The sequence below is a fragment of the Pantoea sp. ANP04 genome (genome assembly GCF_041982285.1).
Lineage (GTDB): Bacteria > Pseudomonadota > Gammaproteobacteria > Enterobacterales > Enterobacteriaceae > Pantoea > Pantoea eucalypti.
In genome coordinates this window covers 350,912-366,846 of record NZ_JAUTYS010000003.1, presented here as the reverse complement: position 1 = coordinate 366,846, position 15,935 = coordinate 350,912, and the positions used below count along the sequence as shown (strand labels likewise).

The following is a 15,935-nucleotide window of genomic DNA, read 5'->3' as shown; positions in this document are numbered from 1 at the left end:
TTGCAGAGATATGCGCCTTTGGTTAGTATTCACACCCGCTTCTGATGGGTGATGACGAGACTCCCCATCAATACTGGTGAAGCTTTAACTGTACGATTATCGTGCAAGGAACAGGTTGAATATGTACGAAGCTCTTTTAGTTGTTTTCCTTATTGTAGCTATCGCCCTCGTGGGTATGATCATGCTGCAGCAAGGCAAAGGCGCTGATATGGGAGCCTCATTCGGTGCAGGCGCATCCGGTACAGTGTTTGGTTCGTCGGGTTCAGGTAATTTCATGACCCGTACTACTGGCATTTTAGCGGCATTGTTCTTCATCATCAGCTTGGTTCTGGGTAATCTGAACAGCAATAAAGCGTCAAAAGGAAGCGAGTGGGAAAATCTTTCTGCGCCGGCGCAGTCTTCTCAACAGACTGAAAAGCCAGCTCAACCGGTTACACCGGGCAGCGATATTCCTAAGTAAGGTCGTCAGCACAACGAATCGTTGTGGTCAGTGCAGTGCCGTGGTGGTGGAATTGGTAGACACGCTACCTTGAGGTGGTAGTGCCCGATTGGGCTTACGGGTTCAAGTCCCGTCCTCGGTACCAAATCGTAGTATCACTTGCATTTTATGCAGGTCTGGCGTATTATTCGCCACGTTTTCGGACGCGGGGTGGAGCAGCCTGGTAGCTCGTCGGGCTCATAACCCGAAGGTCGTCGGTTCAAATCCGGCCCCCGCAACCACTTTCCCTTTGAGTTCTTTTTCAAATATACTGTATGCATCGACGGACGCATTCACGGCTATTTTTTGAAAGAAAATTCTTTGGATGGAGTCCGGGCCGCATTGCGGCATACAGGGTCCAGTGATTAAAAGCCCCGAATATTCGGGGTTTTTTGTTATTAGCGAATCGTAATACTGGGCTATAGGCCCTTTTTTTATGTCTTGGGGGTGGGCTTGTCCACATTAGAGCAAAAATTGACAGAGTTGGTATCGGCTCCCGTAGAAGCGCTGGGTTACGAACTGGTTGGAATTGAATTCGTTCGTAGTCGCACATCTATCCTGCGCATCTATATTGATAGTGAAGATGGCATCAATGTCGATGATTGCGCCGATGTCAGCCACCAGGTAAGTGCGGTAATGGATGTTGAAGATCCTATTACTGTTCCTTACAACCTTGAAGTCTCTTCACCGGGACTCGATCGTCCTCTGTTCACCGCTGAACACTACACCCGCTTTATGGGTGAAGAAGTGAGCCTGGTGTTGCGTATGGCCGTTCAGAACCGCCGTAAATGGCAGGGAACCATCAAGTCAGTTGATGGCGAGATGATCACGGTGCACGTTGAGGGTAGCGATGAAGTGTTCGCGCTGAGTAATATTCAGAAAGCGAACCTGGTCCCCCACTTTTAAAAGTCCGGATTGAGGCTAACCAGGATGAACAAAGAGATCTTAGCTGTTGTAGAAGCCGTTTCTAACGAAAAAGCCCTGCCGCGTGAGAAAATCTTCGAAGCGCTGGAGAGCGCGCTGGCGACTGCGACCAAGAAAAAGTACGAGCAGGAAATTGAGGTACGCGTCAGCATTGATCGCCGCAGTGGCGATTTCGATACTTTCCGCCGCTGGGAAATCGTTGAAGAGGTAACACAGCCGACGCGCGAGATCACGCTGGATGCGGCCCGCTTCGAAGATGAAGCATTCAATCTGGGCGAATATGTCGAAGATCAGATTGAATCGGTCACCTTTGACCGTATCACCACCCAGACTGCTAAGCAGGTTATCGTGCAAAAAGTGCGCGAAGCTGAGCGCGCAATGGTGGTTGATCAGTTCCGTGAGCAGGAAGGCGAAATCATCACCGGTGTGGTGAAAAAAGTTAACCGCGACAACATTTCCCTCGATTTAGGCAGCAATGCCGAAGCGGTCATTCTGCGCGAAGATATGCTACCGCGTGAAAACTTCCGCCCGGGCGATCGTATTCGTGGCGTACTCTACTCTGTACGTCCGGAAGCGCGTGGCGCGCAGCTGTTCGTCACGCGTTCCAAACCCGAAATGCTGATTGAACTGTTCCGGATCGAGGTGCCAGAAATTGGCGAAGAACTGATTGAAATTAAAGCAGCCGCCCGTGATCCGGGTTCGCGCGCTAAAATTGCAGTCAAAACCAACGACAAACGTATCGATCCGGTCGGTGCCTGTGTGGGCATGCGCGGCGCGCGTGTTCAGGCAGTTTCCAGTGAACTGGGTGGCGAGCGTATTGATATTGTGCTGTGGGACGATAACCCGGCACAGTTTGTTATCAACGCCATGGCTCCGGCCGATGTGGCGTCAATCGTGGTTGATGAAGATAATCACACCATGGATATCGCCGTAGAAGCTGGCAATCTGGCTCAGGCGATCGGCCGTAACGGCCAAAACGTGCGTCTCGCTTCGCAGCTGAGTGGCTGGGAGCTGAACGTGATGACCGTCGATGATCTGCAGGCTAAGCATCAGGCTGAAGCACATGCAGCGATCGATATGTTCACTAAACATCTCGACATCGACGAAGAGTTCGCCACCGTACTGGTGGAAGAGGGCTTCTCCTCGCTGGAAGAGCTGGCATACGTGCCAATCAACGAGCTGCTGGAAGTCGACGGCCTCGACGAAGAGACCATTGAAGCCCTGCGTGAACGAGCAAAAAATGCGTTAACCACCCTGGCACTGGCGAAAGAAGAGAGTCTTGGAAATCAGGAGCCCGCTGAGGATCTTCTGAATCTTGAAGGCCTCGATCGTGCGCTGGCGTTCCGCCTGGCGTCGAAAGGCGTTTGCACGCTGGAAGATCTCGCTGAGCAAGGTGTTGACGATCTGACGGATATTGAAGGCCTGTCTGATGAACAAGCCGGCGCGCTGATTATGGCCGCACGTAATATCTGCTGGTTCGGCGATGACGCGTAATAACAGGAAGGAACAGCATGACAGATGTAACCGTAAAATCGCTGGCCGCAGAAATTCAGACTCCGGTCGATCGCCTGGTACAGCAATTTGCTGATGCGGGTATCCCTAAGTCTGAAAATGACGCGGTGAGCCAGCAAGAGAAAGAAACCTTACTATCTCATCTGAACCGTGAACACGGTCAGGTCGGTTCAGCTAAGCTGACGTTGCAGCGTAAAACGCGCAGCACCTTGAATATTCCAGGCACCGGGGGTAAAAGTAAGTCGGTGCAAATTGAAGTCCGCAAAAAGCGTACCTATGTGAAAGGTGATGCAGAGTCTGAGCAAGCTCAGGCAGAAGCTGAAGCCGAGGCGCAGCGTGAAGCGGAAGAGCAGGCGCAACGCGAGGCTGAAGAAAAAGCCCGTCGCGAAGCTGAACAGAAAGCGCAACGTGAAGCCGAAGACAAAGCAAGGCGCGAAGCCGCTGATAAGGCCAAACGTGCAGCAGCGGAAAATGACAAAGTGACAAATCAACCTACCGACGAAGTGACAAAGGCTGCGCAATCAGACAAAGCCCGTCGCGAAGCAGAAGCTGCTGAACTGAAGCGTAAAGCTGAAGAAGAAGCGCGCCGTAAGCTGGAAGAGGCTGCCCGCCTCGTAGCCGAAGAAGCCCGCCGTCTGGCTGAAGAGAAATCAGCTGAATGGGAAAAACCGGAAGAAGAGGATAAAGGCGACTATCACGTCACCACTTCTACCCATGCCCGTCAGGCGGAAGATGAAAACGACCGTCAGGTTGAAGCAGGTCGTGCGCGTGCGCGGACGACTGCTAAAGCTGCGCGTCCGGCGAAAAAAGGCAACAAACACTCTGAAGCCAAAACCGACCGTGAAGAAGCGCGTGCGCAGGTTCGTGGTGGTAAAGGCGGCAAGCATCGCAAACCTAGCGCACTGCAGCAGGGCTTCAACAAGCCAGCGCAGGCTGTTAACCGTGATGTTGTGATTGGCGAAACCATTACCGTAGCCGAACTGGCTAACAAAATGGCAGTGAAAGGTTCTCTGGTCATCAAAGCGATGATGAAGATGGGCGCAATGGCGACTATCAACCAGGTGATCGATCAGGAAACTGCACAGCTCGTTGCCGAAGAGATGGGCCACAAAGTAACCCTGCGTCGTGAAAACGAGCTGGAAGAAGCGGTAATGGACGATCGTGATACCGATGCTGCGCAGGAGTCTCGTGCGCCGGTTGTCACCATCATGGGCCACGTCGACCACGGTAAAACGTCTCTGCTGGACTATATCCGCTCCACTAAAATCGCCTCTGGCGAAGCGGGCGGCATTACACAGCACATCGGTGCTTACCACGTTGAAACTGACAACGGTATGGTCACCTTCCTGGATACCCCGGGCCACGCCGCGTTTACCGCGATGCGTGCACGTGGTGCGCAGGCTACCGACATCGTTATCCTGGTGGTTGCAGCAGACGATGGCGTAATGCCACAGACTGTTGAAGCTATTCAGCACGCCAAAGCCGCGAAAGTGCCGGTTGTGGTTGCCGTGAACAAGTGCGATAAGCCAGAAGCGGATCCGGATCGTGTTAAAAACGAACTGACCCAGTACGGTATCATTCCGGAAGAGTGGGGCGGCGAAAACATGTTCGTGAATGTCTCTGCGAAAGCGGGTACCGGCATTGATGATCTGTTAAACGCTATCCTGCTGCAGGCGGAAGTTCTGGAACTGACCGCTATCCGTGAAGGTATGGCGAGCGGCGTGGTGATTGAATCGTTCCTCGACAAAGGTCGTGGTCCGGTTGCCACCGTGCTGGTACGTGAAGGTACGCTGAACAAAGGCGACATCGTTCTTTGTGGTTTCGAATATGGCCGTGTTCGTGCAATGCGTGACGAGCTGGGTCGCGAAGTCATGGAAGCGGGTCCGTCTATCCCGGTTGAGATTCTGGGCCTGTCCGGTGTACCGGCTGCGGGTGATGAAGCGACTGTGGTACGTGACGAGAAGAAAGCACGCGAAGTTGCACTCTATCGTCAGGGCAAATTCCGCGAAGTTAAACTGGCTCGCCAGCAGAAATCTAAGCTCGAGAACATGTTTGCTAACATGACCGAAGGCGAAGTATCTGAACTGAACATCGTTCTGAAAGCTGACGTTCAGGGTTCTGTCGAAGCCATCTCTGATTCTCTGCAGAAACTCTCCACCGATGAAGTGAAGGTGAAGATTGTGGGTTCAGGCGTCGGCGGGATTACCGAAACCGATGCGACCCTGGCGGCTGCTTCTAACGCCATTCTGCTTGGCTTCAACGTTCGTGCCGATGCCTCTGCGCGTCGCGTCATTGACGCAGAAAGCCTGGATCTGCGCTACTACTCTGTCATCTATAACCTGATTGACGAAGTTAAAGCGGCGATGAGCGGTATGCTGGCACCAGAGTACAAACAGCAGATCATTGGTCTGGCTGCGGTCCGCGACGTATTCAAATCACCGAAGTTTGGCGCCATTGCCGGTTGTATGGTGACGGAAGGTAACATCAAACGTCACAATCCAATCCGTGTCCTGCGTGACAACGTGGTGATTTACGAAGGCGAGCTGGAATCTCTGCGTCGCTTTAAAGATGACGTCAACGAAGTGCGTAACGGCATGGAGTGCGGTATCGGCGTGAAGAACTACAACGACGTTCGCGTTGGCGATATGATCGAAGTGTTTGAAATCATCGAAATTAAACGCACCATCGAGTAATAGACTGCTGATGTGTTGCAATTTGGGAGGCCTCTGGCCTCCCGAATTATTTGGGAGAAATAATGATGGCGAAAGAATTTGGTCGCCCGCAGCGCGTTTCACAAGAGCTGCAAAAAGAGATTGCGATGATCCTGCAGCGTGAGATTAAAGATCCGCGTCTTGGCATGATGGTCACGGTGTCTGGCGTTGAAGTGTCACGCGATCTTGCCTACGCAAAAGTGTTCGTCACTTTCCTTAACGACAAAGATGAAGATGCCATCAAACATGGCCTGAAAGCGCTGAAAGAAGCGTCAGGTTATATTCGCATTCTGCTGGGTAAAGCGATGCGTCTGCGCATCGTGCCTGAGCTGACCTTCTTCTACGATAACTCGTTAGTTGAAGGGATGCGCATGTCCAATCTCGTCACCAGTGTTGTGAAGAATGATGCTGAACGTCGTGGTCCTGACGCCACTGGCGATGACGAGGAGGCGTAATGAGTCGTCCGCGTCGTCGCGGTCGCGACGTCCATGGCGTGTTGTTGCTGGATAAGCCACAAGGCGTCTCGTCGAATGATGTCCTGCAGAAAGTAAAGCGTATCTTCAACGCCAATCGCGCAGGACACACCGGCGCGCTTGATCCCCTGGCCACTGGCATGTTGCCAATTTGTTTGGGTGAAGCAACCAAGTTTTCCCAATATCTGCTGGATTCTGACAAACGCTACCGTGTGATAGCCCGACTGGGCGAGCGGACTGACACGTCAGACGCCGATGGCAACATCGTGCAGACGCGTCCGGTCAGCTTCAGTCAGGCCGAACTCGATAGCGCCCTGGAGAGCTTCCGCGGCGATACGCTGCAGGTGCCCTCAATGTTTTCGGCACTGAAGCATCAGGGACGTCCGCTGTATGAGTATGCGCGTCAGGGCATTGTGATCGAGCGTGAACCGCGTCCGATTACGGTCTATGAGCTGCAGTTTATTCGCTGGCAGGATAATGAGCTGGAGCTGGAAATTCACTGCTCCAAAGGCACCTATATCCGCACCATCATTGATGATCTGGGTGAAAAGCTGGGATGCGGTGCGCATGTCACCATGCTGCGTCGTGTGCAGGTTGCCCGTTATCCCTATGAAAGGATGGTGACGCTGGAGCAGCTCAATACCCTGCTGGCGGAAGCCACTGACGCTGGCATCTCACTGGAATCGCAGCTTGATCCGCTGCTGCTGCCAATGGACAGCCCGGCCTCTGATTTCCCTGAAGTGAATATCCCGACTGCCGTGGCAGATTTGTTCCGTCTGGGACAGCCAGTACAGGCGAGTAATGCGCCTGCACAGGGACTGGTCAGGGTATCAGAAGGCGAAGCGCGTAAGTTTATCGGCATGGCAGAAATTGCCGCTGATGGGCGTCTTGCGCCGCGTCGTTTAGTGGTTGAGTATCAGGATTAAGTCGTGCGGCCACTTTTCGCTGATGGGGCATTTGCGTTGCTATCAGGCGCAGAGTAGAATAGTGCGGCTTTAAAGCGGGATGCTGAATTAGAGATCGGCACCCATACATTCATTTATTACCGGAGTTTATTATGTCTCTAAGCGTAGAAGCTAAAGCAGAGATCGTTGCTAAATATGGCCGTGGTGCTAACGACAGCGGTTCAACCGAAGTTCAGGTTGCCCTGTTGACCGCGCAGATTACCCATCTGCAGGGTCACTTCTCTGAGCACAAAAAAGACCACCACAGCCGCCGCGGTCTGCTGCGCATGGTATCTCAGCGTCGTAAGCTGCTGGACTACCTGAAGCGTAAAGACGTTGCACGCTACAGCAGCCTGATCGAAAGTCTCGGTCTGCGTCGCTAAGTCTGAAAAATCTGATCGTCGGGGCATTATGTGGTTTTTTGCACTGTGTGCAGCTTACGATCAGATTTGTGCGAGTTTCGTGAAGAGGGGGCCTTTATGGCCCCTTTTTTCGAGCAATCGGCAGCAATCCGGTCCAAACTGATGTATTGTTGCTTAGTGTGATCTTTAGTTTGCAGAATTTCGCGCGGCTAATGAGAGGCTTTACCGCAGAGGCGGTCGAGGGTTGTCATTAGTCGCGAGGATGCAGCTGAAGATTGGTAATCAATGGCGGGCTACAGATAGCCATGCCCCGAAGTTAAGGACTTTGACTTTGCTGAATCCGATCGTACGCAAATTCCAATATGGTCAACATACCGTCACGCTGGAAACCGGCATGATGGCTCGCCAGGCGACTGCCGCTGTAATGGTGAGCATGGACGATACTGCAGTGTTCGTCACTGTTGTAGGTCAGAAAAAATCTAAACCAGGTCAGGACTTCTTTCCACTGACCGTAAACTATCAGGAGCGTACTTACGCTGCTGGTCGTATCCCAGGCAGCTTCTTCCGTCGTGAAGGCCGTCCAAGCGAAGGCGAAACGCTGATTTCGCGTCTGATTGACCGCCCGATTCGTCCACTGTTCCCGGAAGGCTTTGTTAATGAAGTCCAGGTTATTGCAACCGTGGTTTCTGTTAACCCACAGGTTCACCCGGACATCGTTGCGATGATGGGTGCTTCTGCCGCTCTGGCACTGTCAGGTCTGCCGTTCAATGGCCCAATCGGTGCAGCGCGCGTAGGGTATATTAACGATCAATATGTTCTGAACCCAACTGCAGATGAGCTGAAACAGTCTCGTCTGGATCTGGTTGTTGCGGGTACGCAGAATGCCGTTCTGATGGTTGAATCTGAAGCTGAGATCCTGTCAGAAGAGCAGATGCTGGGCGCTGTGGTCTTTGGCCACGATCAGCAGCAGATTGTTATCGAAAACATCAATGCCCTGGTTGCAGAAGCTGGCAAACCACGCTGGGACTGGCAGCCAGAAGCGGCTAACACCGCACTGATTTCTCGTGTTGCTGCCCTGGCAGAAGCGCGCATCAGCGATGCTTACCGCATCACTGACAAGCAGGAGCGTTACACGCAGGTTGGCGTCATTAAAGACGAAACCATTGCTGCTCTGCTGGCTGAAGATGAAACGCTGGATGGTTCAGAAATCGGCGATATCGTGCATAGCCTCGAAAAAACCGTCGTTCGTACCCGTATCCTGAATGGCGAGCCACGTATCGATGGCCGTGAAAAAGATATGATCCGCGGTCTGGACGTGCGTACTGGCGTATTGCCACGTACCCATGGTTCATCACTGTTCACCCGTGGTGAGACGCAGGCGCTGGTTACGGCCACGCTGGGTACAACCCGCGATGCGCAGAACCTGGATGAGCTGATGGGCGAACGTACCGACAGCTTCCTGTTCCATTACAACTTCCCTCCGTACTCTGTCGGCGAAACCGGCATGGTAGGTTCGCCTAAGCGTCGTGAAATTGGTCACGGTCGTCTGGCGAAACGTGGCGTGTTAGCCGTTATGCCAAAAGCGGAAGATTTCCCTTACACCGTGCGTGTAGTGTCTGAAATCACCGAATCTAACGGTTCTTCTTCAATGGCCTCTGTCTGTGGTGCTTCACTGGCGCTGATGGATGCAGGTGTGCCAATCAAAGCCGCCGTTGCGGGTATCGCAATGGGTCTGGTGAAAGAAGATGAGAAGTTTGTGGTTCTGTCTGACATCCTGGGCGATGAAGATCACCTGGGCGACATGGACTTTAAAGTAGCCGGTAGCCGTGAAGGTATCACCGCGCTGCAGATGGACATCAAAATCGAAGGCATCACGCGTGAAATCATGCAGGAAGCGCTGAACCAGGCTAAGGGTGCGCGTCTGCACATCCTCGGCGTTATGGAACAGGCTATCAGCACACCGCGTACCGAGATTTCTGAATTTGCTCCACGCATCTACACCATCAAAATCAGCTCTGACAAGATCAAAGATGTGATTGGTAAAGGCGGCTCAGTGATTCGTGCACTGACCGAAGAGACCGGCACAACGATTGAAATTGAAGATGACGGCACCGTTAAAATTGCTGCGACCGATGGTCTGAAAGCGAAAGAAGCGATTCGTCGTATCGAAGAGATCACTGCAGAAATCGAAGTGGGCCGCGTTTACAGTGGTAAAGTGACCCGCATCGTTGACTTCGGTGCCTTCGTCGCTATCGGTGGTGGTAAAGAAGGTCTGGTTCACATTTCACAAATCGCTGATAAGCGCGTTGAGAAAGTGACTGATTATCTGCAGATGGGTCAGGAAGTGCCGGTTAAGGTGATGGAAGTTGATCGCCAGGGCCGCGTACGTCTGAGCATCAAAGAAGCGACAGAATCTAAGCCGCAGACTGAAGAAGCTGCAGCGGTGATTACACCTGACGCGGAATAAGACGTTGCTGGTTTGCCCCTCTTTGCCTGGCAGAGAGGGGCGTTTGTATCATCGCGAGGGCGGGAATCCTTGTGCACAGCAGGCGGATGACAGGATGGTTATCCCAATGTTTGTATTCGGGAGTGGGAAATGAAGCCTTTTCTGCGCTGGTGTTTTGTTGCGACAGCTTTGACGCTGGCAGGATGCAGCAACTCCAATTGGCGTAAGAACGAAGTTCTTGCAGTGCCTTTACAGCCCACACTGCAGCAGGAAGTGATACTGGCGCGCATGGAACAAATTCTTGCCAGTCGCGCTCTCACCGATGATGAACGCGCACAGCTGTTATATGAGCGCGGAGTGTTGTATGATAGTTTAGGTCTGCGGGCATTAGCGCGGAACGATTTTTCGCAAGCGCTGTCTATAAGACCAGATATGCCCGAAGTGTTTAACTACTTAGGCATATATTTAACGCAGGCGGGCAACTTTGATGCCGCCTATGACGCGTTTGATTCTGTACTTGAGCTTGATCCAACTTACAACTATGCGCATTTAAACCGTGGTATCGCCCTCTATTACGGCGGTCGATACAAGTTAGCGCAAGATGATCTGCTGGCGTTTTATCAAGACGATCCTAACGATCCTTTCCGCAGTCTGTGGCTCTATCTCGTTGAACGTGAGATGGATGCTGACAAGGCAAAAGTGGCGCTTCAACAGCGTTACGACAAAGCGGCGAAAGATCAATGGGGATGGAATATTGTCGAGTTCTACCTTGGAGATATCAACGAGAAAACGTTGATGGAAAGTCTCAAGGCGGACGCAACGGATAACACCTCGCTCGCTGAACATCTCAGTGAAACCAACTTCTATTTAGGTAAGTACTACCTAAGTCTGGGGGAGAAGGACGACGCGAAAGCGTTGTTCAAACTGGCGGTGGCCAACAACGTCAATAACTTTGTTGAACACCGATACGCATTGTTGGAACTGGCGCAACTCGGCCAGGCACAAGACGATTTATCAGAATCTGACCAGCAATAGCTGACGAACTTAATTTGCCTGTAAAACCTGTTAAGTCATCATCTTAAAGGATGAAGGCTTTTCTGTTCGTCAAAACTTTTAATTTGAGCCGGTTCACACTTTTTGATGAAAATGACTGAAAGTTTTCACGACGAGTTATGTAGACTGGCCGCCGCAATCTAAGAGGCACGTGTACTACATGACTGATATTCAAACCACTTTTGCTGACCTTGGCCTGAACGCCGACATCCTTGAATCACTGAATGGCATGGGCTACGTAAAGCCATCCCCAATCCAGGCTGAGTGTATTCCTCACCTGCTGGCGGGCCGTGACGTGTTAGGCATGGCGCAGACCGGGAGTGGTAAAACTGCGGCTTTCTCTCTGCCGCTGTTACACAACATTGATCCTACTGTTAAAGCGCCACAGATCCTGGTGCTGGCACCTACCCGCGAACTGGCGGTACAGGTTGCTGAAGCAGTTACCGAATTCTCTAAACACATGCGTGGCCTGAACGTCGTCGCCCTTTACGGCGGCCAGCGTTATGACGTGCAGCTGCGCGCACTGCGTCAGGGTCCACAGGTTGTTGTAGGTACGCCTGGTCGTCTGCTTGACCACCTGAAACGCGGTACGTTAGACCTGTCTAACCTGCGTGGTCTGGTGCTGGATGAAGCTGATGAAATGCTGCGTATGGGCTTCATCGAAGACGTTGAAACCATCATGGCACAGATTCCAGCGGATCATCAGACTGCGCTGTTCTCTGCAACTATGCCGGAAGCGATTCGTCGTATCACTAAACGCTTCATGAAAGATCCACAGGAAGTGCGTATTCAGTCAAGCCTGACCACGCGTCCTGATATCAGCCAGAGCTACTGGACTGCTTATGGTCGTAAGACCGATGCACTGGTTCGCTTCCTGGAAGCTGAAGACTTTGATGCTGCTATTATCTTCGTGCGTACTAAAAACGCGACGCTTGAAGTGGCAGAAGCGCTGGAGCGTAGTGGCTATAACAGCGCCGCGCTGAACGGTGACATGAACCAGGCACTGCGTGAGCAGACGCTGGAACGCCTGAAAGATGGTCGTCTCGACATCCTGATTGCAACCGACGTTGCGGCCCGTGGCCTGGACGTTGAGCGCATCAGCCTGGTTGTGAACTACGACATCCCGATGGATTCAGAGTCTTACGTTCACCGTATCGGCCGTACCGGTCGTGCCGGTCGTGCTGGCCGTGCGCTGCTGTTCGTTGAGAACCGCGAGCGTCGTCTGCTGCGTAACATCGAACGTACGATGAAGCTGACCATTCCTGAGGTTGAACTGCCTAACGCAGAACTGCTGGGTGAGCGTCGTCTGGCTAAATTTGCCGCGAAAGTACAGCAGCAGCTGGAAAGCAGCGATCTGGATCAGTACCGTGCTCTGCTGGCTAAAATGCAGCCAGAAGATGAAATGGATCTGGAAACCCTGGCAGCCGCACTGCTGAAGATGGCACAGGGCGAACGTCCTCTGATTCTGCCACCAGAAGCACCACGTCCTGCACGTCGCGAATACCGCGATCGTGACGAGCGTGATGGCCGCCGTGACAGCCGTGAAGCGCGTGGCGATCGTGCTCCGCGTGAAAACCGCGAAAGCCGTGATGGCGACCGTCCACGTCGCGAACGTCGTGACGTTGGTGAAATGCAGCTGTACCGCATTGAAGTAGGCCGCGATGATGGTGTTGAAGTTCGTCACATTGTTGGCGCTATCGCTAACGAAGGCGACATCAGCAGCCGCTACATCGGTAACATCAAGCTGTTTGGCACCCACTCAACCATCGAGCTGCCGAAAGGCATGCCAGGCGATGTGCTGCAGCACTTCACCCGTACGCGTATTCTGAACAAACCGATGAATATGCAGCTGCTGGGTGATGCACAGCCAAACGAAGGCCGTGGTGATCGTCGTCCAGCTGGCGGTGAGCGTCGTGGTCCAGGTGCTGGCGGTCCGGGCGCAGCTAACCGTGAAGGTGGTCGTCGCTTCTCTTCTGAACGCCGTGAAGGTGGTCGTGAAGGCGGTGGACGTTCATTTAACCGTGAAGGTAGCCGTGGTCCACGTCGTGAAGAAGGCGCAGCTGCCGCTCCACGTCGTCGTGATGCATAACGACTTAGCGTCGTAGTAAAAAGGGAAGCCACTGGCTTCCCTTTTTTTATGCCCGTCAGGCACCGCCGCTAATCATGACGCGCTCTCCGCTGACATAGGCGGACTCCTCAGAGGCCAGAAAAAGCGCCACCTGCGCGACATCCTCTGGCAGACCAAAACGCCCCAACGGCGTAGCCGCCAGCAGCTGCGCTTTGAGCTGCGGACTCATCCTCTTCGCTGCCAGTAATCCCTCAGTCAGGATCATGCCAGGCGCCAGGGCGTTAACCCGTATGTTCCTGGCACCCAGCTCGCGCGCCAGTCCCTGAGTCAGGGTATCCACCGCACCTTTGGTGGCTGCCCAGAGTACGGAGCCCGGCGTGCTGTTTTTACTGTTAAGGGCGCTGAGGTTAATAATGCTGCCGCCGTGCGCGGGGAAGTGGCGAATCGCCTGCTGACAGACCATCAGCGTGCCGAGCAGGTTAACGTTAATTTGCTGCTGCATCTCCTCCTGTGTCAGCGCCTCAAACTCGCCGTGATGAAAGCTGCCTGCATTGTTCACCACAATGTCAGGTGCGCCGAAACAGTCTGCGGTGGTGGCGAACAGCCGTTCAACATCCCGCAGGCGAGAGATATCTGCCTGAACTGCCACGGCTTCACTGCCCAGGGTGACGATATCGCTGACTACGTCAGCGGCCCCGACTTCATCCTGACGATAATTGACCACGACGCGTGCGCCCGCTGCGGCAAAGGCGATAGCAATCGCCGCACCTATGCCTTTCGAGGCGCCGGTCACCAGTGCGATTTTGTTCTGCAGTGCTTTCATTATGTCATTCTCCGCCGTAATGATTGCGTCGAAAGACTATGCGCGCTGGTGCTGAGAAGCGGGTAGCGCAATCCTGCAAGCTTTTTGCACAATCCTGCAAAAGTGCCTTATCGCAACAGGTATTTGGCCGGAGGTCAGGTAATATCAGCACAGCGAGCAGGAGGGGGAAGAACAGAGTGACAGAGAGTGATAAGTGGCAGGCGCTGGCACAGTTAATTGCCCGTCATGCGCCGGAGGATGGCCGGCATTCCAGTGCCATCGATTGCTTGTTTTTTGGCCGGGTTTCAGCGCCCACTGAGCCCATGCACTTTGCTCAATGGGCCAGTTTTGCGCTGGTGGCGCAGGGCAGTAAAGCGCTGCATATGGGTGATGAGGTGCTGCACTATGGGCCGGGTGATCTGCTGCTGGTGACACTCGATATGCCGGTACGCGCCTGCGTGACTGTCGCCACGCCGGAAAAGCCGAATCTGGGGATTGGTATTGCCATCAACGAATCCCGGCTGAGGCGCTATCTTGAAAAGTTTCCTCCCGCGCTGCCGCTGGCGATCGCACCTGATGAACGCGGCGTCACCGTACACAAAGTCTCACCTTTGCTGGTGGATGCGGTCATTCGACTGGTACGCCTGCTTGACCATCCCGAAGATATTGATGCTCTGGCTCCGCTCATTGAGCAGGAGATTTTCTACCGGTTGCTGACCGGGCCAGAAGGCTCGCGGATTTTAAACATGGCGCTGGCTGAGCGGCCGGGCAGTCGGGTGGCACAGGCTGCACGCTGGCTGCGGGAGAATTTTCATCAGCCGCTGAAAATCGATCAGCTTGCCAGTAATGTCGGCATGAGTATCTCTTCACTGCATCATCACTTCAAAGCCGTCACTGCCATGACGCCGATGCAATACCAGAAACAGCTTCGGCTGAATGAGGCACGGCGTTTAATGTTGGTAGAAAAGCTGGATGCCGGTACGGCAGGTTATCGGGTGGGGTATCAGAGCGCGTCACAGTTCAGCCGGGAGTATCGCCGCCTGTATGGGCAATCACCGGCGAGGGACAGCCGTGAACTGGCGGTGAGCACGGAGACCCGCCGCCCACCGCAAAACTGATTAGAGGCTGTTTGCCGCTTCCATCGCAATGGCAAAGGATTTGAGGCGCGCATCGCGGTCAAAAATCTGGCCGTTGACCATAATCTCATCCGCCTGGGTTTCACGCATCAGTGAGGCCAGCCCATGACGCACCTTATCAATATCGCCGACCAGTGACATGCTGAGCGCCTGCTGAACACCATATTGTTCTGACGGTGACCAGAGGTTATCCATGTTTTCAACCGGTGCCGGTAGCGGGCCCGGTTTGCCGCGGCGCAGGTTAATAAACTGCTGCTGCATTGAGGTAAACAGGAAACGCGCATCACGCTCATTATCAGCGGCAACCACATTAATGCAGACCATGGCGTAAGGCTTGTCGAGACGCGCCGATGGCTTGAAGTTCTCGCGATAGACGTGCAGGGCCTGGAACAGCTGGTCAGGCGCAAAGTGGGAGGCAAACGCAAACGGCAGGCCCATTTTTGCTGACAACTGTGCGCTGTAAAGACTGGAGCCGAGCAGCCAGACCGGAATTTTCAGACCCAGACCGGGTACGGGTTGCACTGGCAGCTGCGCATCCGCGTCAGCATCGAACCAGTTAATCAGTTCAGCGACATCTTCGGGAAAGGTGTCGATATGCATGTTGGCCTGATGACGGCGCAGCGCCATCATGGTGCGCTGGTCAGAACCTGGCGCACGACCTAAGCCGAGATCAATACGCCCAGGATAAAGGGAAGCCAGCGTGCCAAACTGCTCGCCGATGACCAGCGGCGCATGGTTAGGCAGCATGATCCCGCCGGATCCCAGCCTCAGGGTCTCGGTATTCGCCGCCAGATAGCCAATCAGCACTGACGTCGCGGCGCTGGCAATCCCTGTCATGTTGTGATGTTCAGCCAGCCAGTAGCGTTCGAAACCCAGTTTTTCCGCCTGACGCGCCAGCGCCAGTGAATTATGAAACGCATCCCGTGCGGTCGCGCCCTGTGGAATCGGCGCAAGATCCAGTACGGACAGGCGAAGAGGTTTTTTATCAGACATGACTACTCCCGTTGAATGGCGCAGGCATTAAGT

The 15,935-nt window shown here is 53.7% G+C and carries 14 protein-coding genes and 2 tRNA genes; 14 read left to right on the top strand and 2 right to left on the bottom strand.

Going from position 1 to position 15,935, the window contains the following annotated elements; all coding sequences use genetic code 11:
* The first annotated feature begins 121 nt into the window (after window positions 1-121).
* The 13 genes from secG to Q7C21_RS06440 all read left to right on the top strand — a co-directional run bounded on the left by secG (window position 122) and on the right by Q7C21_RS06440 (window position 12,992).
* On the top strand, window positions 122-460 hold the full coding sequence (gene secG / locus Q7C21_RS06500; protein ID WP_003851074.1) for a preprotein translocase subunit SecG: 339 nt from the start codon (window positions 122-124) through the stop codon (window positions 458-460).
* A 37-nt stretch (window positions 461-497) separates the two neighbouring features.
* Window positions 498-584: transfer RNA gene (locus Q7C21_RS06495), tRNA-Leu, on the top strand.
* A 59-nt stretch (window positions 585-643) separates the two neighbouring features.
* Window positions 644-720: transfer RNA gene (locus Q7C21_RS06490), tRNA-Met, on the top strand.
* Between the two features lie 211 nt (window positions 721-931).
* Complete coding sequence (rimP, locus tag Q7C21_RS06485) at window positions 932-1,384, top strand: ribosome maturation factor RimP (protein WP_010251795.1); 453 nt, start codon at window positions 932-934, stop codon at window positions 1,382-1,384.
* Between the two features lie 24 nt (window positions 1,385-1,408).
* A complete protein-coding gene (gene nusA, locus Q7C21_RS06480; protein WP_003851070.1) occupies window positions 1,409-2,896 on the top strand; it encodes a transcription termination factor NusA in 1,488 nt (495 codons plus the stop codon).
* 17 nt (window positions 2,897-2,913) lie between these two features.
* Window positions 2,914-5,607, top strand: coding sequence for a translation initiation factor IF-2 (gene infB, locus Q7C21_RS06475; RefSeq protein ID WP_003851068.1), 2,694 nt, complete (start codon window positions 2,914-2,916; stop codon window positions 5,605-5,607).
* A gap of 65 nt (window positions 5,608-5,672) precedes the next feature.
* Window positions 5,673-6,080, top strand: a complete 408-nt coding sequence (gene rbfA / locus Q7C21_RS06470) for a 30S ribosome-binding factor RbfA (protein WP_033731320.1) — start codon at window positions 5,673-5,675, stop codon at window positions 6,078-6,080.
* Window positions 6,080-7,024 (top strand): tRNA pseudouridine(55) synthase TruB, encoded by a 945-nt coding sequence (gene truB / locus Q7C21_RS06465; RefSeq protein WP_003851064.1) that lies wholly within the window; start codon window positions 6,080-6,082, stop codon window positions 7,022-7,024. Before rbfA ends, truB begins: the two co-directional genes overlap by 1 nt.
* A gap of 131 nt (window positions 7,025-7,155) precedes the next feature.
* Window positions 7,156-7,425: a 30S ribosomal protein S15 gene (rpsO, locus tag Q7C21_RS06460; protein ID WP_003851063.1), complete on the top strand. Its 270-nt coding sequence runs from the start codon at window positions 7,156-7,158 to the stop codon at window positions 7,423-7,425.
* Between the two features lie 310 nt (window positions 7,426-7,735).
* Window positions 7,736-9,871 (top strand): polyribonucleotide nucleotidyltransferase, encoded by a 2,136-nt coding sequence (gene pnp / locus Q7C21_RS06455; RefSeq protein WP_003851060.1) that lies wholly within the window; start codon window positions 7,736-7,738, stop codon window positions 9,869-9,871.
* 129 nt (window positions 9,872-10,000) lie between these two features.
* The gene (gene nlpI, locus Q7C21_RS06450) at window positions 10,001-10,885 is read left to right on the top strand and encodes a lipoprotein NlpI (protein WP_003851059.1); all 885 of its coding nucleotides are present in this window, start codon (window positions 10,001-10,003) and stop codon (window positions 10,883-10,885) included.
* A gap of 105 nt (window positions 10,886-10,990) precedes the next feature.
* On the top strand, window positions 10,991-11,047 hold the full coding sequence (gene yrbN / locus Q7C21_RS06445) for a protein YrbN (protein WP_098053093.1): 57 nt from the start codon (window positions 10,991-10,993) through the stop codon (window positions 11,045-11,047).
* A 16-nt stretch (window positions 11,048-11,063) separates the two neighbouring features.
* A complete protein-coding gene (locus Q7C21_RS06440) occupies window positions 11,064-12,992 on the top strand; it encodes a DEAD/DEAH family ATP-dependent RNA helicase (RefSeq protein ID WP_078804846.1) in 1,929 nt (642 codons plus the stop codon).
* Window positions 12,993-13,047: 55 nt separating this feature from the next.
* On the opposite strand, the gene Q7C21_RS06435 is transcribed toward Q7C21_RS06440, so the two are convergent.
* Window positions 13,048-13,794 (bottom strand): SDR family NAD(P)-dependent oxidoreductase, encoded by a 747-nt coding sequence (locus Q7C21_RS06435; RefSeq protein WP_003851056.1) that lies wholly within the window; start codon window positions 13,792-13,794, stop codon window positions 13,048-13,050.
* Between the two features lie 176 nt (window positions 13,795-13,970).
* Between Q7C21_RS06435 and Q7C21_RS06430 the strand changes: the two genes are divergently transcribed.
* Window positions 13,971-14,891: an AraC family transcriptional regulator gene (locus Q7C21_RS06430; RefSeq protein ID WP_003851054.1), complete on the top strand. Its 921-nt coding sequence runs from the start codon at window positions 13,971-13,973 to the stop codon at window positions 14,889-14,891.
* Here the strand turns inward: Q7C21_RS06430 and Q7C21_RS06425 are convergent, their stop codons facing one another.
* Window positions 14,892-15,902 carry a luciferase-like monooxygenase gene (locus tag Q7C21_RS06425; protein ID WP_003851053.1) on the bottom strand — a complete coding sequence of 337 codons (1,011 nt, stop codon included), beginning with the start codon at window positions 15,900-15,902 and terminating at the stop codon, window positions 14,892-14,894.
* Window positions 15,903-15,935 lie beyond the last annotated feature (33 nt).

Excerpts from the sequence above, each read along its gene's own strand:
- secG (WP_003851074.1), top strand. The coding sequence starts at position 122 with ATGTACGAAGCTCTTTTAGTTGTTTTCCTTATTGTAGCTATCGCCCTC.
- nusA (WP_003851070.1), top strand. The coding sequence starts at position 1,409 with ATGAACAAAGAGATCTTAGCTGTTGTAGAAGCCGTTTCTAACGAAAAA.
- Q7C21_RS06425 (WP_003851053.1), bottom strand. The coding sequence starts at position 15,902 with ATGTCTGATAAAAAACCTCTTCGCCTGTCCGTACTGGATCTTGCGCCG.
- Q7C21_RS06440 (WP_078804846.1), top strand. The coding sequence starts at position 11,064 with ATGACTGATATTCAAACCACTTTTGCTGACCTTGGCCTGAACGCCGAC.
- truB (WP_003851064.1), top strand. The coding sequence starts at position 6,080 with ATGAGTCGTCCGCGTCGTCGCGGTCGCGACGTCCATGGCGTGTTGTTG.
- infB (WP_003851068.1), top strand. The coding sequence starts at position 2,914 with ATGACAGATGTAACCGTAAAATCGCTGGCCGCAGAAATTCAGACTCCG.
- Q7C21_RS06435 (WP_003851056.1), bottom strand. The coding sequence starts at position 13,794 with ATGAAAGCACTGCAGAACAAAATCGCACTGGTGACCGGCGCCTCGAAA.
- rbfA (WP_033731320.1), top strand. The coding sequence starts at position 5,673 with ATGGCGAAAGAATTTGGTCGCCCGCAGCGCGTTTCACAAGAGCTGCAA.
- rpsO (WP_003851063.1), top strand. The coding sequence starts at position 7,156 with ATGTCTCTAAGCGTAGAAGCTAAAGCAGAGATCGTTGCTAAATATGGC.
- nlpI (WP_003851059.1), top strand. The coding sequence starts at position 10,001 with ATGAAGCCTTTTCTGCGCTGGTGTTTTGTTGCGACAGCTTTGACGCTG.